Genomic DNA, 15657 nt, shown 5'->3' on the forward strand with positions numbered 1-15657 from the left:
TGAAGTCCGTTTCAGGTGAGCGCACATTCTACCCCTGGAACTTCTCGAAGTCCGGTTGGCACAGCGGGCTTGTCATTTACATATGGAAATCCGTATATTCGAATTTCCATATATCAAGCCCGGACCGATTCGATGCTTACCCCTGCCGCCCTGTTCAAATGCCTGGCCGACGAAACCCGCGTTCGCGCCACGCTGTTGATCGTCCGCGAAGGCGAACTGTGCGTGTGCGAGCTGATGTGCGCACTCGACGACAGCCAGCCGAAGATCTCCCGCCATCTGGCCCAACTGCGCACCTGCGGCCTGTTGCTCGACCGCCGCCAGGGTCAGTGGGTGTACTACCGCCTCAACCCGCAGCTGCCAGCCTGGGTGAACGAGGTGCTGCAGCTGACCCTTGAGGCCAATGGCCAGTGGCTCAGCGACGTCAGCGAGCGCCTCGAGGCAATGGGTGATCGTCCTGTCCGTGCGACCTGCTGTTGAGGAATCAGCCCATGCGAGTCTTGTTCATGTGTACTGCCAACAGCTGTCGCAGCATCCTCTGCGAAGCGCAGTTCAATCACCTGGCCCCGGCCGGTTTCCACGCGGTCAGTGCCGGTAGTTTTCCCAAGGGCCAGGTGCATCCTCGCAGCCTGTCGACCCTGCAACGCGCCGGCATCGCCATCCACGGCCTGACCAGCAAAGGCAACGACGCCTTCGCCGACAACCCGCCAGACATCGTCATCACCGTCTGCGACAACGCCGCTGGCGAAGCCTGCCCGCTGTACTTCGGCCCAGCGCTGAAAACCCACTGGGGCCTGGCAGACCCTTCCGAGGTCCACGGCAGCGATACACAGATCGATGCCGCCTTTGACGCCACCCTGGCGCGCATAGCACTGCGCTGCAAAACCTTCCTTGCCCTGCCCTTCGAGCGCTTGAGCCGCGACCAGTTGCAGGCTGAAATCGACCGCATCGGCACTTTGTAAACGGAGCCCCCATGAGCGACCACCTACCCAATCTCGACCTCGGCCTGATCCCGGCCAACGCCGCACATGACGGACACAAACCACGCATCTTGCTGCTCTATGGCTCAACCCGCGAACGCTCGTTCAGCCGCCTGCTGACCGAGGAAGCCGCGCGCCTGCTCGAACACTTCGGCGCCGAAACGCGGATCTTCAACCCCAGCGGCCTGCCCCTGCCTGACGACGCGCCCGACAACCATCCCAAGGTCGTGGAGCTGCGCGAACTCATGCAATGGTCCGAAGGCCAGGTGTGGTGCTCGCCGGAGCGTCATGGCGCGATGTCGGCGGTGTTCAAGGCGCAGATCGACTGGGTGCCATTGGCCATGGGCGCAGTGCGCCCGACCCAGGGCAAGACCCTGGCGGTGATGCAGGTGTGCGGCGGCTCGCAGTCGTTCAACGTGGTCAACCAGCTGCGCGTACTGGGGCGCTGGATGCGCATGTTCACCATCCCCAACCAGTCCTCGGTACCCAAGGCCTGGCTGGAATTCGACGGCAACGACCGGATGAAGCCGTCGGCCTACTACGACCGCGTAGTCGACGTGATGGAAGAGCTGGTGAAGTTCACCCTGCTGCTGCGCGGGCGCAGCGATTACCTGGTGGACCGCTACTCCGAGCGCAAGGAATCGGCAGAGGCGTTGTCACAGCGAGTTGGCCAGCGTTCGATCTGAGCGGCGCGCTGCGCTTCCCAGTTGCGGGCCTGCATTGATGATCGACTGCGACGCCACACGAGTTAGCGGTTGAACCGGCGGGCATACCCCCGCCCCGCCGGGGATCATGTATGGGATTGAGCCGGTGCTTTGCGCCCCAGGGAAATCAACTCGTTGGAGAAACACAGGCCGGTGATGATCAGCCCCGCACCCACGTACAGGCTTTCTCGCGGCACCTCATTGAGGACCAGGAACGCCAGCAGCGCAGCGAACAGGGGCTCGGTCAGCTCCAGCGCCTGCACCTGGGATGGTTTCAGGTACTCGATGGCCTTGGTGGTGCAAAAGAAGCCCAGGATGGTCGGTAACGTGGCCAGCGCCAGCAATGCGGCAATCGCCAGGGGCGACAGCTCGCCAATCACAAAGCCATCGGCCGCAGCCGGCATCAGCAGGTATAGGCTGCCGAAGAACAACAATTGCCGAGTGAAGTGCAGCCCCCCGGAGACGCCCATATGCTTCATGGCCACTGAAAACGCCCCGTATCCGCAGCCGGCCATGGCAGCCAGGGTAGCGCCTTGCAGGGTGAACCCCTGTTGCAGGTCAGCACCAAAGATCACTGCAATGCCGGCGATGGCCAAGGCGGCGCCAACGGTAGCGTTTGCGGTAATGGGATCTTTCAGGAAAATCCGCCCCAACAGGATCGAGGAAATAGACGCACTGGCCATCAGCATCACCACCACGCCCGCGGCGGCGTAATGGCGGTAGGCCGATGTTTCGAAGTGGAACAGCACGAAGATTCCGAGAAACGCGCAAATCGCAGCCTGGGTCCACTTCGCCGTCGTTTGCGGGCGCCTGATGAACAGCACCAAGGCCGACAGCAGCAGGCAACCTAGAATGGTTTTGATCACAGCGACACTGCTGGCGGTGAAGCCGTTTTCCATGAGCACTTTGCTCAGCACACCGATTGTCGCGTTCAACGCGGCGGCGGAAAGCGCAAAAACAACGCCTTTACCAAAACTGGATTGCATGAATGACCGTCCCTGTCGTTGCGTGGTGGCTCGCTAGAATATCCATCCAAATGGGGGATGCAAGCCAAAGATAAGAGCGCACTGGACAAACCACCTGAAAAACCTCGACTGTCTCCAGTACGGTGGGTCCACGTCGTGGGAGGGGTTGCGGGTTCGGTGGGCGGATGGGATGTTGACGCATCCGCTCAGCGTGCTCCTTTTGGAAACTGAGTCAACTGGTCAAACTAGCGAGCATTGAGTAATGGACGCAAACGCATTCGCGAAAGCACTGAAGACCTCTATTAACGAGGTTAAATCGCAGGGTCATGAAACAGTCAATTGCGACAAGTTAATAACGTATATCGATAGGGTTGTCGAAGCCACCTCAACAGAAAACAACCCCGAGGAGAACAGCGAAGTACTCAAGGCGAGACTCCAGCTTTCCCTGGACGCACACAAACACAACCTGTCAGCCAATTTGGAAATGTTCAAAAGCATTATCCAATCAGGGCAAAACGCACTCAAGACGATGCTGCTACTGAATGGAGGAGCCGCGATTGCCCTGCTCGCCTTCATTGGCAAACTCTCAGACAACAACAGCAGCGCCATCCCGGACTTCGCATATTCGCTAACAGCCTTTGTAATCGGGGCATTGGCTATCGGCATCACCTCTTGCTTGACGTATCTTTCGCAGATGGCCTTTGACAGCGCTGTAAAGTGGCACAACAACGTCGCCACTACCTTACACGCCACCTGCGGCGCATTGGGTTTGGTTTCAATATCCGCCTTTGCATATGGCACCTATAAAACCTACCAAGCGTTCTTGTGCCTAGCTACTTGCGCGTAACCTGTCGAATAGCTGAGCTTGGCATTCCAGGTTCAGCCATCTTTGTCTCTCGTCGCTTTGCCCAGGCCTAGGCAGCCTGCTTGCGGGCGAATGCCTGGCACTCTTGGTAGACTATGGCACCTTTGTTTTTGATACGGATCCTGGCGAGGTGGTACATCGTACCCACGATCCATCAAAAAACGCCCAGCTAATGGTACAAAACACGTAACCGAAAATGCCCCTAGAATCCGCCTCAACCGCAGTAAACCCGCGCCCTGAGCCGTCTCGTCGGTTCAGCGTTGCACCTATGATGGACTGGACCGACCGCCATTGCCGGTTCTTCCTGCGCCTGCTCTCCAGCAACGCCCTGCTCTACACCGAAATGGTCACCACCGGCGCGCTGCTGCACGGTGATGCCGAGCGTTTTCTGCGCCATGACGAGGCCGAGCATCCGTTGGCCCTGCAATTGGGCGGCAGCGTGCCGGCTGATTTGGCCGCGTGCGCCAAGCTGGCCGAGGCCGCAGGCTATGACGAGGTCAACCTCAATGTCGGCTGCCCGAGCGATCGGGTGCAGAACAACATGATCGGCGCCTGCCTGATGGGCCATCCGGCGCTGGTCGGCGATTGCGTGAAGGCGATGCAGGATGCGGTGCAGATCCCAGTGACGGTCAAGCACCGCATTGGCATCAATGGCCGCGACAGCTATGCCGAGCTGTGCGATTTCGTCGGCCAGGTACGCGACGCCGGTTGCCGCAGTTTTACCGTGCATGCACGGATCGCGATTCTCGAAGGTCTGTCGCCGAAGGAGAACCGCGAGATTCCACCGCTGCGTTACGACGTCGCTGCGCAGTTGAAGGCGGACTTTCCCGACCTGGAGCTGGTGCTCAACGGCGGTATCAAGACCCTGGCCGAATGCCAGGAACACTTGAAGATTTTCGACGGGGTGATGCTCGGCCGCGAGGCCTATCACAACCCGTACCTGCTGGCCGAGGTCGATCAGCAGCTGTTCGGCAGCACCGCGCCGGTGATCAGCCGCAGTGCGGCGCTGGCCAGATTGCGCCCCTATATTGCCGCGCACCTGGCATCCGGTGGCGCCATGCACCACATCACCCGGCACATTCTCGGCCTTGGCCAGGGCTTCCCGGGGGCGCGCAAGTTCCGCCAGTTGCTGTCGGTGGATATCCACAAGAGCAAGGACCCGCTGGCCCTGCTCGACCAGGCCGGCGAGCTGCTGCAGGGGCGTTAGTTCCGGAACCTGTGGCCGGTTCGGCACTCGAAGGCTTATCCCCTTCGCCCCGCCTGCCAGCCAGCCCTTGAGCGGCTGGCGGCGCTCGGGTAATGTCGAGCCATTGCACAGGACAGAGCACGCCCATGACTTCCAAGCTGGAACAACTCAAGCAGTTCACCACCGTGGTTGCCGACACTGGTGACATCGATGCCATCAGCCGCCTGAAACCGGTCGATGCCACCACCAATCCTTCCCTGCTGCTCAAGGCCGCCGCCATGCCCGGCTATGCCGAGCTGCTCAAGCAATCGGTCGAGCACAGCAAGGGCGATGTCGGCCTTGCCTGTGACGCCTTTGCCGTGGCGGTTGGCGCCGGCATTCTGAAGGTGATTCCGGGGCGTATCTCTACCGAGGTCGACGCCCGCCTGTCCTTCGACCAACCGGCGCTGCTGGCCAAGGCCCGGCAACTGATCGCGCTGTACGACAAGGCCGGTATCGGCCGCGACCGGGTGCTGATCAAGCTGGCCTCGACCTGGGAAGGCATCCGCGCCGCCGAGGTACTGGAGAAGGAAGGCATCCAGACCAACCTGACCCTGCTGTTCTCCTTCGCCCAGGCCCAGGCCTGTGCCGACGCCGGAGTGTTTTTGATTTCGCCGTTCGTGGGGCGCATTTACGACTGGTACAAGAAGTCCACCGGCAAGGACTACGTCGGCGCCGAAGACCCGGGCGTGCAGTCGGTAACGCGCATTTACGACTACTACAAAACCAATGACTACAAGACCGTGGTCATGGGCGCGAGCTTTCGCAATATCGGCCAGATCGAACAACTGGCCGGCTGTGACCGGCTGACCATCAGCCCGGAGCTGTTGCAGCAGTTGAGCGAGGATCAGGGCGAGTTGCCGCGTATCCTCAAGCCTGGCAAAAACGGCGAGGCGCGTCAGCACCTGAGTGAGAGCCAGTTCCGCTGGGCATCGAACGAAGATGCCATGGCCACCGAGAAGCTGGCCGAGGGGATTCGCCAGTTTGCCCGGGACCAGGAGAAGCTCGAGGCGTTGTTGGCGGCAAAGGCCTGATACAAATCTGGGTTTGCCAGTGAGGGGTGCAGCGTAGAGCATCTTATCGGCCTTCAGGGCCTCATCGCGGGTCAAGTCGAGTCGTCGCACCGCCGCTCCCACCCATCAAGTGGGAGCGGCGGTGCGACGACTCGACTTGACCCGCGATGCTTTCGACTTTGCTTTCAGAGATGTTGATGTCTGAATCTTCCGAATTACCCGCAGTACTGGCCGGCCCGTTGCTGCGCCGCCTCGAACCCACGCGGATCGTGTTCTGGCTGGTAGCCTCCGAGCCGCTGCAAGCCGAGCTGCAACTGAGCTGCGCAGGCGTTAGCGCCGACATCAACGGCACGGTTGTCCCAATCGGTCGCCACGCCTTTGTCCACCTGCTCGACATCAACCTCGACAGCCCGCTGCCGTGCGACGCGCAGATCGACTACGACCTGATCCTCAACACCCAAAGCATCGCCCAGTACGCCCCGCACCTGCTCTACCCTGGCGCGCACCGGCCGAACTTCGTCCTGCGCTCGCACCTTGAGCAACTGCTCCACGGCTCATGCCGCAAACCCCATCACCCGGCAGCAGACGGCCTGCTGTGCGCCGACCGCCTGTTGCTGGAACACCCCGCGCCGTTGCAGCGCCCTGCCCTGCTGATGATGAGCGGCGACCAGGTTTATGCCGACGATGTCGCTGGCCCGATGCTGCGCGCCATTCATGCGCTGATCGAGCGCCTGGGGCTGTTTGGCGAGCACCTGCAAGGTGCGGTGGTCAATGACAGCGCCGCGCTCTACCGCCACCCGGCCAGCTATTACCACCGCGCAGACTTGCTGCCAGCACTGGAGAGCAGCGAAACCCTGCGCGAGCGATTTTTTGGTGGCACGCGCAAGCCGATCTTCACCAGCAGCAACGCCGACAACCACCTGGTGACCTTCGCCGAAGTCATGGCCATGTACCTGTTGGTCTGGTCGCCGGTGCCCTGGAGCCTGATCGAGCCACAGATGCCGGCGGGCCTCACCACCGAGCGCCAGGTGCGCTACCGCCAGGAACAACAGCTGATCAACGGCTTTGCCAGCGGCCTGGGCGGGGTTGCGCGGGTATTGGCACACTTGCCGAGCCTGATGATCTTCGACGACCACGACATCACCGATGACTGGAACCTGTCGGCGCAATGGGAAGAAACCGCCTATGGCCATCCGTTCTCCAAGCGCATCATCGGCAACGCCCTGCTCGGTTACCTGCTCTGCCAGGGCTGGGGCAACAACCCTGAGGCGTTCAGCGGGCTGCTGGAGCACTGCCAGGCTTGCAGCCACAGCGCCGATGCCGATGACTACCTCGACACGCCGCTGCAGGACTCGCTGATCAACGAATTGCTGCGCTTTCAGGGTTGGCAGTTCGTCCTGCCGAGCAGCCCGGCGCTGCTGGTGCTGGACACCCGCACCCGGCGCTGGCGCAGTGAAAGCAACTTCAAGCGTCCCTCCGGCCTGCTCGACTGGGAAGCCCTCAGCGAGCTGCAACAAGCGCTGCTCGACCATCCTTCGGCGATCATCGTCTCGCCGGCGCCGATCTTCGGCGTCAAGCTGATCGAAACCGTGCAGCGGGTGTTCAGCTGGCTGGGTTATCCGCTGCTGGTGGATGCCGAGAACTGGATGGCCCATCGTGGTGCCGCGCAGGTCATCCTCAATATCTTCCGCCACTCGCGCACGCCGGGGCATTACGTGATCCTCTCCGGTGACGTGCACTATTCGTTCGTCTACGAGGTGCAGATCCGCCACCGCCAGCGCACCCCGCACCTGTGGCAGATCACCAGCAGCGGCATCAAGAACCAGTTTCCCAAGCGCCTGCTGGATACCTTCGACCGCCTCAACCGCTGGCTGTACTCGCCACGCTCGCCGCTCAACTGGTTTACCAAGCGTCGGCAAATGCAAGTGATCCCGCGTACACCCGCCCACAGCAAGGCCGGCGAGCGGCTGTGGAACAGCGCAGGCCTGGGCCAGGTGTTTTTCAACGAACAGGGGCAACCGGCGCGGATTTTTCAGCTCAATGCCGATGGCAGCGAGGCGACTGAGTTTCCACCACGGGAAGCTGACTTGAAAGAGGTTTGACCGGCGCCAGAACGGCGCCCGGGTCGACGGTCAGGTACGTTCGAGGGCGTTGACCAGGTCGTGGAAGGCTTCGCGGTTGGAGTCGTTCAGGCCCATGAGGATCTTGTGCGCTTCGAGCACCTTGGAGCGCACCACGTCTTCGTTCTGGTCCTGGGACGGCAGGTCGGTCAGGCACTCCGGGCACGGGATCGGCCGGTCAACGATGTTGAACACCTGGTCAAAACCCATCGACTGCAGCAAACGGGTGATATCGGCATGGGTGGTGACCACCGTTGGCAGCAACCCGACTTTTTGCCGCGACAGGATCGAGAGCTTGGCCAGCAAGCCCAGGGTGGTGCTGTCGATGCTGTTGGTTTCCGTCAGATCGATGACGATCGCCGAAAAATTCAGCGCCGTGAAGATTTTTTCAATCGTCGCATCCAGCGCCGAACATAAGGTCAGGCGCACTTCACCGACAAACTTCAGCACGAAGGTGCCATTCTGCTCGGCGAACTGGATTCTACCCGTACTCATTGAAGGTTCCTGCTCAACACCAATAGGGCGATATCATCCGGCATCTCCCCAAGCGTAGCTAATCCGAATCGTTGGCGCAGCCCATCCAGACTACCGCCTGCGGCCTTGATGATTTCAGGCAGGGCCGCCTCTTTATCTTTGAGTGTCTCACCCGGCAAAAGGTCCAGAATGCCATCAGATAGCAGGGTCAGGCTGAACTGCGGCGGCAACTCCAGGATATGGTCCTGGTAGACAGCCTCCTCGAACAACCCCACCGGCAATCCACGGCCTTCCAGGTAACGGCTCTGGCCCGGGGTGTAAAGCACTGGCAACGGCAGGTGACCGCCGATGCTGTAGGTCATGATACCCGTATCTTCGTCGATTACGCCGCCGACCATGGTCACATGCTTGCCCAGCTTGCAGTTGATCAGGCCCCGGTTGATGTGCCCGAGCACCTCCGAGGGCTTGAAGTCGCGCAACGTGCCGCCGCGCTTGAATTCGAACAGCAAACGGGTAGTCATGAACTTCAGCAGCACGGTGACGAAGGCTGACGAGGCGCCATGCCCGGAAACGTCTGCCAGGTAGAACGCGATTCGCCTGTCATCGACGCGAAAATAGTCGGCAAAGTCGCCCGACAGGTACAGCGACGGAATGATCTGGTGCTCGAACGACAGGTCGTCGGCCACCCAGGGGCTTTCCGGCAGCATGTTCATCTGCACCTGACGCCCTGCGGTCTGGTCCTCCTGCAGCAGGTGCAGGCTGGCCTCCAGTTCGCGGTTGGCGGTTTCGAGCTTTTCCCGGTAGCGCTGGTTTTCCAGCACCAGCCGTGCGCGATCCAGTGCCCGGCGCACCGAATGCTCGAGTACGGCGAGGTCTTCCAGCGGCTTGATCAGGTAATCGGCCGCGCCCAGGCGCAGGGCCTCGACGGCGTCGTTCATCACCCCGGCACCCGATACCACGATCACCGGTAACTCCGGCGCGCGCTCGGTCACCTGGCGAATCAGCTCCAGGCCGCCCATTTGCGGCATGCGCAGATCGCAGATCACAAGATCAGGGTGTTCCTGTTCGAAGACCTGTAGGCCCTGCTGGCCATTGCTTGCCTGCAGGACGCTGAAACCGCTGTCTTCCAGGTAGGCGGCAAGACTCGCACGTACGACGTCGTCGTCATCGATTATCAGCAGCGTTGCACTGGTTTTCTGCATGTGGGCAAACGGCGCCAGGAATAGGTTGGGCGTAGGTGAGCGGAGCCCACGTACTGGATTCACTTCGAGCTACTCTTCTATGAGTTGTAGGACATCAAAACCTGTCCGGCAAATAGCAGAGGTGCCTTGTAAGGCGCAGACGGTACTCCCATCCGCCGGGCGTTTCAAGGGCACACCGATGGTCGCCGATGCTCTTTACAGCTGAAAGCACCGGGAGTTATAAAAACCCCTCCAACCGCAACGCAATGGAAGGATGCAGACATGAGTTCAGTGCACACGGACTACAGCGAGAAGCGCGATTTCATTCGCATGCGGGTGGATGCAGATGTCAGCCTGATCCACGCAGGTCAAGTCATCGCTGCCATCTGCCTGGACCTCTCCAGCAGCGGCATGCAGGTCCAGGCGCCACGCCAGTTCAAGGTCGGCGATAGGCTCGAGGTGCGTATCGATTCCGAGTACCCGGCGCTGGAGGGCCTGGAAGCAAGCACCGAGGTGGTGTGGATCGCCGACCAGCCTGGCGGCGAACAGAAGCTTGGCCTGCGTATCCTCAGCATGAAATAAATGCAGACACAAAAAAGGCGACCCGAAGGTCGCCTTTTGTTTGCCTATGCGGATCAGAAGTCGTCGACGACTTCGCCATCCTTGACCTTGAATTCGCGATTCTGCAGATAAGCATTGCGAATGAAGATGTATTTGTCGCCCTTGATCAGCTTTTCTGCCGACAACAGGCTTGCGCGGGTATCGACCACATCGACGGCCATGGCGGTGTTGCGGGTCGGCACATGCTCGATGTAGCGGTAGGGTTCGGTGTAGGTGTCCGGGTACTTGGCGATGGCATCACGCACGGTGCTTGGGCCGAGCAACGGCAGCATCACGTACGGGCCACTGCCCACACCCCAGTAGCCGAGGGTCTGGCCGAAGTCTTCGTCGTTGCGCTGCAGGCCCATCTTGGTGCCGACGTCGAAGAAGCCGCCGATGCCGAAGGTGGTGTTGACGATCAGCCGTGCGGTATCGACACCGGCCGCGTGCGGCTTGAGCTGCAGGACGTTGTTGGCCAGGTTGGTGACATCGCCCAGGTTACGGAACATGTTGTGGATGCCGTCTTCGAGGAACTGCGGGGTGACCGCCTGGTAACCCTGCGCCAGCGGCTTGAGGGCATAGGTGTCGACCGTGTCGTTGAAGCGGAAAATCGGCCGGTTGATGCTTTCCCATGGATCTTCTTCGGTCGCCGCCTGGGCCGCGACTACAGGTGCCAACAGCACGCCGGCACAGACACAGGCCCGGGTCATCCGATCGATCAGGCCGATCCTACGCATAGAGTTACTCCTCGAACTGGGGCAGACGCTGCGCGTCCTACGCCGAAAAATGAAGCAAGTATAAGGCCTCTGCTGCCGTTAAGCAGCTTGGCATAAACAGCGCCGCAAAAAAGTGAATAACTGTGTATCGGCAGCGTCACCAAAAGGTAACAACCCAAGCGTAGCCTGCAAGGTATTTCAGGGACCTTGCCATGCCAGACTCCCCCGCCATCACAGCCCTGCTGTTCGGCTTGCGCGGCTGCCTTGTCGAAGTGAACCCGGGCGCTGATGCCCGCACTCCCTGCCCGACTCCCGGTGCGCTGCCCACCCTTGACTGGCTGCATCAACAAAAGGTTCCTTGCGCCTGGCTCGATGAGCTCCCGGCCGCCGAGGGCAACCATCTGGCGCGCCCCCTGCCTGCCTGGCTCAATGGCTACCCCGGCGGCAACACCCCCTGGCCTGCGCCAGATGCCTGCTGGCAGGCGCTGATGCACCTGCAGGCGGGTAAACTCGAGGGTTGTGTGCTGGTCAGTGACGAACCGCGCCTGCTGCAATCGGGCCTCAATGCCGGGCTGTGGACCATCGGCCTGGCGTCCTGCGGGCCCAGCAGCCAGTGGCAAGCCCTGAGCCCCAAGGAGCAGGAACGCAAGCGCGGCCAGGCCACGTTGCAGTTGTTTGCCCTGGGCGTGCACTCAGTGGTCGACCACCTTGAAGCCCTGGCCGATTGCCTGGCGGATATCGGCCAACGCCGGCGCAAAGGCGAAAAGCCCTGAAACAGCGCCATTGATCAGGGTCATGCAAAGCACTGGCCGGTGGATTACTCTAGTAGACAGGGCATGGACCTTTCACCCGCTGCCGGGGTCCATGACTGTGCCTATTCATAGAGGGAGAACACCCATGCCTGCCCGCGAACTGCAACAGCAACTCAACGAGCTGCGCGAGCAACTGGAGCAAAACCCGCCGCTTTCAGAAGAAGAGCGCGTACACCTGCGTGAGCTGATGCAGCAAATCGAGGCCAAGCTCGAACTGGAAGCCGCAAGCCCTGACAACGATCTGATCGATAGCGTCAACCTGGCTGTGGAAACCTTCGAAGCCAACCACCCCAGTTTGACCGGCATCCTGCGCAGGCTTGCCGTAAGCTTGCACAGCATGGGCATCTAAGCCCATCCAAATAAAAAAGCCCCGTCATCGAACGGGGCTTTTCGTTACTGGCGAACCAGTCGCAGGTTCTCCAGGGTCACCTGTGAAGTACTGCGGTACGGGTTGATATCCAGCCCACCGCGGCGCACGTAACGGGCATAGACCGTCAGGTGCTCAGGGTTGAGCAGGCGCTTGAGGTCAAGGTAGATACGCTCGACGCACTGTTCATGAAAGTCGGCATGCTGGCGGAAGCTGATCAGGTAGGTCAGCAGGCTGGCGTGATCCAGCGCCGCGCCACGGTAATGCACCGTCACACTGCCCCAATCAGGCTGGCCGGTAACCGGGCAGTTGGACTTGAGCAAATGGCTGTGCAGGGTTTCTTCGACAACGTGGCTGCTGTCGCAACGCAGCAGCTCCGGTTGCGGCTGCTCATAGTTGCTGATGCTGACATCCAGCTCATCGATGCACACCCCCGGCAAGCCGACCACACCCTGCCCTTCGACCTCGGCCAGGCTGCGAATCTGCACGCCCACCGGCTTGCCGGCAGCAGCGGAGAGGTCCTTGACCAGGCACGCCTGCAACGCCGCTGGCGACTCGAACACGGTCTGGTTCAGCGAATTGAGGTACAGCTTGAAGGACTTCGACTCGATGATGTTCGGCGAATCGGCCGGGATGGCGAACTCGCCAATGGCCACCACCGGCTTGCCCGACGGCAACAACCAGGACAGCTCGAAGCAGTTCCAGAAGTCGACACCCAGCCATGGCAGGGTCTCGGCGCTGACACCCAGCTCGGCCCATTTCGCCGCCCGCGGAATCGGGAACAGCAGCGAAGGTGTGTAGGTGGCGACGTATTCGCTGGATTTACCCAGCGGAGAATGTTCGGCGGCAGGATGCATGGCTAAAACCTGTAGGAGCAAATGCGCCTAGTTTATCGGTTTTAGGCCATGCATTGGGTAATCGGCTGTTATTGGCCGATGGTCAGCCTGCCGACCATACCCGCCTGGTAGTGACCGGGTACGTTGCAGGCGAACTCGATCGGCGTCGATTGACTGAATGTCCAGGTCAGCTCTGCGCTCTTGCCAGGTTCGACCATCACCGTATTCGGGTCGTCATGCTGCATGGCTGCGCCATGCTCCATGCCACCGTGGCCCATGGCCGAATGGTCCATCTGGCCCTGCATGGCGAGCATTTCTTTCTGGTGCTTGGCGTGCATCACGGCATCGCCCAAGCTGAACTCGTGCGCCACTGCGCCCTTGTTGATCAGCACGAAGCGCACCGTTTCCCCGGCCTTGACCGCAAGGCTGCGCGGCGCGTAGTACATGTCGCCCATCACCACTTCGACGGTGCGGGTAGCCTTTGCTGCTGCCGCCGGCTGACCAAAAGCATAGGAATGTGCCGGTGAAGCCAGCGCTGGCAAGCTAAACAGCGCCAGGGCGCCGACGATAAAAAGGTGTTTCATTCAAGCCCACTCCAGGGTTGCGACGATTCAGGCTTCACTGTAGAAAACCGCCGCTGGCAGTCACCTGACAAAAAGATTACAACTTTGTCAGCTTGGCCACCCGACACACCCGGCGCGGTATAACCCTCCGGCAATCCACGCTAAAGAGCCTGCCGATGAAACTGTTGATCGTCGAAGACCAGACCAAGACCGGCCAGTACCTGTGCCAGGGCCTCAGTGAAGCGGGCTTCGCCACCGAGCTTGCCAGCGACGGCAATACCGGCCAGCACCTGGCCCTGACTGGCGACTACGACCTGCTGATCCTCGATGTCATGCTGCCCGGCCGCGATGGCTGGCAGATCCTTCAAGCCGTGCGCGCCGCCGGCCTGGATATCCCGGTGCTGTTCCTCACCGCCCGTGACGCGGTGGAAGACCGCGTGCATGGCCTGGAACTGGGCGCCGACGATTACCTGGTCAAGCCTTTCGCCTTCTCCGAACTGCTGGCACGGGTGCGCAGCCTGCTGCGCCGCGGCAGCAGCCCGGCGCAGGAAACCACCCTGGGCCTGGCCGACCTGCGCCTGGACCTGATCCGGCGCCGGGTCGAACGCGCCGGCCAGCGCATCGACCTGACCGCCAAGGAATTCGCCCTGCTCGAATTGCTGTTGCGCCGCCAGGGTGAAGTCCTGCCCAAGTCGCTGATTGCCTCGCAGGTGTGGGACATGAACTTTGACAGCGACACCAACGTCATCGAAGTGGCAATCCGCCGCCTGCGCCTGAAGATCGACGACGCCCATGACAACAAGCTGATCCATACCGTGCGCGGCATGGGTTATGTGCTTGAAGAGCGCAGCGCCTGATGCGCCGCCTGTCCCTTGGCAGCCGCCTGGCGCTGTTGTTTGCCGCCTGCACTGCGGTGGTCTCGCTGACCGCCGGCATCCTTTTCAGCCGTGCCAGCGAAACCCATTTCATCGAACTCGACCAGCAATTGCTCAACAGCCGCCTGTCGCTGCTGCGCCAGATGCTCGAGGGCGCGGATGACCCGGCCAGCCTCGCACCGCGCCTGCCTGCCCTGCAGACCGAACTCAGCCACCAGGCGGACCTTGCCGTGCGCATCCGTGGCAGTGACGGGCGCATCTGGTTCGACAGCCAGCCAGGCCTGCCCGATTCACCGCAGCAAGTCGGGCTCAGCACCTTGCACACCAGCGCCAGTGACTACCGCAGCCTGTGCGTCAACCTGAACAACGGCAAAGCTCAGCTGACGCTGTTTCTCGACATCACCCACCACCAGCACTTTCTTCAGCGCATGCAGCAGCTGATCTGGCTTACCGTCGGCCTCTCGGCGCTGGCTACCGCCCTGCTCGGCGCCTGGGCTGCGCGCAGCGGGTTGCGGCCGTTGCGGCAGATGGGGGAAGTGGCCTCCGGGGTGTCGGCGCGGTCGCTGACCACCCGCCTGCCGGAGGGGCAGATGCCGGTGGAGCTGGCGGAACTGGCGCAGACCGTCAACGCCATGCTCGAACGCCTGGACGATGCCTTCCAGCGCCTCTCGGCGTTCTCCGCCGATATTGCCCACGAACTGCGCACGCCGCTGTCCAACCTGCTGACCCACACCCAGGTGACCCTGACTCGGCCGCGCAGCCTGGACGAATACCGCGAAGCGCTGCACAGCAACCTTGAAGAGCTGCAGTGGATGGCGCAATTGGTCAACGACATGCTTTACCTGGCCAAGGCCGACCACGGCCTGCTGATGCCCAGCCGCCAACAGTTGGCGCTTGAAGACGAGGCCGATGCCTTGCTCGAGTACTACGCCCCGTTGGCCGAGGACGCCGACGTGAGGTTGAGCCGCGAGGGACAGGCGCCCCTGGCAGGCGACCGGCATATGTTGCGCCGGGCGCTGTCCAACCTGCTCGACAATGCCTTGCGCTTTACTCCGGCCGGTGGCGAGATTCGCGTCACGCTTGAACAACGGGAAGGCCTGGTGCGGCTACAGGTGGCCAACCGTGGCGAGCCGATTGACCCGGCGCTGCTGCCGAAGTTGTTTGACCGCTTCTACCGGGCGGATCCGGCGCGGCGCGAAGGCAGCAGTGAGCATGCGGGATTGGGACTGGCGATTACCCGCTCGATCGTGCAGGCGCACGGGGGGAGTATTCATGGCGAATCGGCTGGGGGCTGGACCAGATTCGTGGTCGACTTGCCGACAGTGTAGCCCTCATCGCCGGCAAGGCCGGCTCCCACAATGGCG

Annotated in this window: 18 protein-coding genes; 12 read left to right on the top strand and 6 right to left on the bottom strand. The window is 61.5% G+C overall.

Features of this window, described 5'->3' with window-relative positions; genetic code table 11:
• The first annotated feature begins 132 nt into the window (after positions 1 to 132).
• Genes PspR32_RS17380 through arsH form a run of 3 tightly spaced genes read left to right on the top strand, consistent with a single transcriptional unit; the run spans position 133 to position 1663 of the window.
• Positions 133 to 477: a metalloregulator ArsR/SmtB family transcription factor gene (locus PspR32_RS17380; protein ID WP_010227052.1), complete on the top strand. Its 345-nt coding sequence runs from the start codon at positions 133 to 135 to the stop codon at positions 475 to 477.
• An 11-nt stretch (positions 478 to 488) separates the two neighbouring features.
• Positions 489 to 959 (top strand): arsenate reductase ArsC, encoded by a 471-nt coding sequence (locus PspR32_RS17385; protein ID WP_010227054.1) that lies wholly within the window; start codon positions 489 to 491, stop codon positions 957 to 959.
• Between the two features lie 11 nt (positions 960 to 970).
• Positions 971 to 1663 carry an arsenical resistance protein ArsH gene (arsH, locus tag PspR32_RS17390; RefSeq protein WP_010227055.1) on the top strand — a complete coding sequence of 231 codons (693 nt, stop codon included), beginning with the start codon at positions 971 to 973 and terminating at the stop codon, positions 1661 to 1663.
• 104 nt (positions 1664 to 1767) lie between these two features.
• On the opposite strand, the gene PspR32_RS17395 is transcribed toward arsH, so the two are convergent.
• Positions 1768 to 2667, bottom strand: coding sequence for a DMT family transporter (locus PspR32_RS17395; protein WP_010227056.1), 900 nt, complete (start codon positions 2665 to 2667; stop codon positions 1768 to 1770).
• Between the two features lie 241 nt (positions 2668 to 2908).
• Here PspR32_RS17395 and PspR32_RS17400 point away from each other — a divergent pair, with 241 nt between their 5' ends.
• From PspR32_RS17400 to PspR32_RS17415, 4 genes are all read left to right on the top strand, one after another.
• Positions 2909 to 3493: a hypothetical protein gene (locus tag PspR32_RS17400; RefSeq protein WP_159388951.1), complete on the top strand. Its 585-nt coding sequence runs from the start codon at positions 2909 to 2911 to the stop codon at positions 3491 to 3493.
• Positions 3494 to 3707: 214 nt separating this feature from the next.
• The gene (dusA, locus tag PspR32_RS17405) at positions 3708 to 4718 is read left to right on the top strand and encodes a tRNA dihydrouridine(20/20a) synthase DusA (RefSeq protein WP_159388952.1); all 1011 of its coding nucleotides are present in this window, start codon (positions 3708 to 3710) and stop codon (positions 4716 to 4718) included.
• A gap of 125 nt (positions 4719 to 4843) precedes the next feature.
• Positions 4844 to 5770, top strand: a complete 927-nt coding sequence (tal, locus tag PspR32_RS17410; protein WP_010227059.1) for a transaldolase — start codon at positions 4844 to 4846, stop codon at positions 5768 to 5770.
• A gap of 176 nt (positions 5771 to 5946) precedes the next feature.
• A complete protein-coding gene (locus tag PspR32_RS17415) occupies positions 5947 to 7851 on the top strand; it encodes an alkaline phosphatase D family protein (RefSeq protein ID WP_159388953.1) in 1905 nt (634 codons plus the stop codon).
• A gap of 30 nt (positions 7852 to 7881) precedes the next feature.
• Here PspR32_RS17415 and rssC read toward each other — a convergent pair whose 3' ends face one another.
• Together rssC and rssB are read right to left on the bottom strand one after the other, a co-directional pair.
• Positions 7882 to 8364 carry an anti-sigma factor antagonist RssC gene (gene rssC, locus PspR32_RS17420; RefSeq protein WP_010227140.1) on the bottom strand — a complete coding sequence of 161 codons (483 nt, stop codon included), beginning with the start codon at positions 8362 to 8364 and terminating at the stop codon, positions 7882 to 7884.
• Positions 8361 to 9545: a two-component system response regulator RssB gene (gene rssB, locus PspR32_RS17425; protein WP_010227138.1), complete on the bottom strand. Its 1185-nt coding sequence runs from the start codon at positions 9543 to 9545 to the stop codon at positions 8361 to 8363. Before rssB ends, rssC begins: the two co-directional genes overlap by 4 nt.
• A 261-nt stretch (positions 9546 to 9806) precedes the next feature.
• Here rssB and PspR32_RS17430 point away from each other — a divergent pair, with 261 nt between their 5' ends.
• Complete coding sequence (locus PspR32_RS17430; RefSeq protein ID WP_010227136.1) at positions 9807 to 10106, top strand: PilZ domain-containing protein; 300 nt, start codon at positions 9807 to 9809, stop codon at positions 10104 to 10106.
• A 53-nt stretch (positions 10107 to 10159) separates the two neighbouring features.
• On the opposite strand, the gene PspR32_RS17435 is transcribed toward PspR32_RS17430, so the two are convergent.
• Entirely contained in the window at positions 10160 to 10861 is a 702-nt protein-coding gene (locus PspR32_RS17435) for an MlaA family lipoprotein (protein ID WP_159388954.1), read from the bottom strand.
• 191 nt (positions 10862 to 11052) lie between these two features.
• Here PspR32_RS17435 and PspR32_RS17440 point away from each other — a divergent pair, with 191 nt between their 5' ends.
• Positions 11053 to 11613 (top strand): phosphonoacetaldehyde phosphohydrolase-related protein, encoded by a 561-nt coding sequence (locus PspR32_RS17440; RefSeq protein ID WP_036996400.1) that lies wholly within the window; start codon positions 11053 to 11055, stop codon positions 11611 to 11613.
• A gap of 124 nt (positions 11614 to 11737) precedes the next feature.
• Positions 11738 to 12001, top strand: coding sequence for a DUF4404 family protein (locus PspR32_RS17445; protein ID WP_036996401.1), 264 nt, complete (start codon positions 11738 to 11740; stop codon positions 11999 to 12001).
• A gap of 44 nt (positions 12002 to 12045) precedes the next feature.
• Here PspR32_RS17445 and queF read toward each other — a convergent pair whose 3' ends face one another.
• Both queF and PspR32_RS17455 read right to left on the bottom strand, forming a co-directional pair.
• Positions 12046 to 12876: an NADPH-dependent 7-cyano-7-deazaguanine reductase QueF gene (queF, locus tag PspR32_RS17450; RefSeq protein WP_010227131.1), complete on the bottom strand. Its 831-nt coding sequence runs from the start codon at positions 12874 to 12876 to the stop codon at positions 12046 to 12048.
• 68 nt (positions 12877 to 12944) lie between these two features.
• Entirely contained in the window at positions 12945 to 13439 is a 495-nt protein-coding gene (locus PspR32_RS17455) for a cupredoxin domain-containing protein (protein ID WP_010227130.1), read from the bottom strand.
• Between the two features lie 155 nt (positions 13440 to 13594).
• Between PspR32_RS17455 and PspR32_RS17460 the strand changes: the two genes are divergently transcribed.
• Entirely contained in the window at positions 13595 to 14275 is a 681-nt protein-coding gene (locus PspR32_RS17460; RefSeq protein ID WP_036996402.1) for a heavy metal response regulator transcription factor, read from the top strand.
• Positions 14272 to 15621 carry a heavy metal sensor histidine kinase gene (locus PspR32_RS17465; RefSeq protein ID WP_036996403.1) on the top strand — a complete coding sequence of 450 codons (1350 nt, stop codon included), beginning with the start codon at positions 14272 to 14274 and terminating at the stop codon, positions 15619 to 15621. Before PspR32_RS17460 ends, PspR32_RS17465 begins: the two co-directional genes overlap by 4 nt.
• Positions 15622 to 15657: the final 36 nt, after the last annotated feature.

It is taken from the genome of Pseudomonas sp. R32 (assembly GCF_009866705.1).
Taxonomy (GTDB): Bacteria; Pseudomonadota; Gammaproteobacteria; order Pseudomonadales; family Pseudomonadaceae; genus Aquipseudomonas; species Aquipseudomonas donghuensis.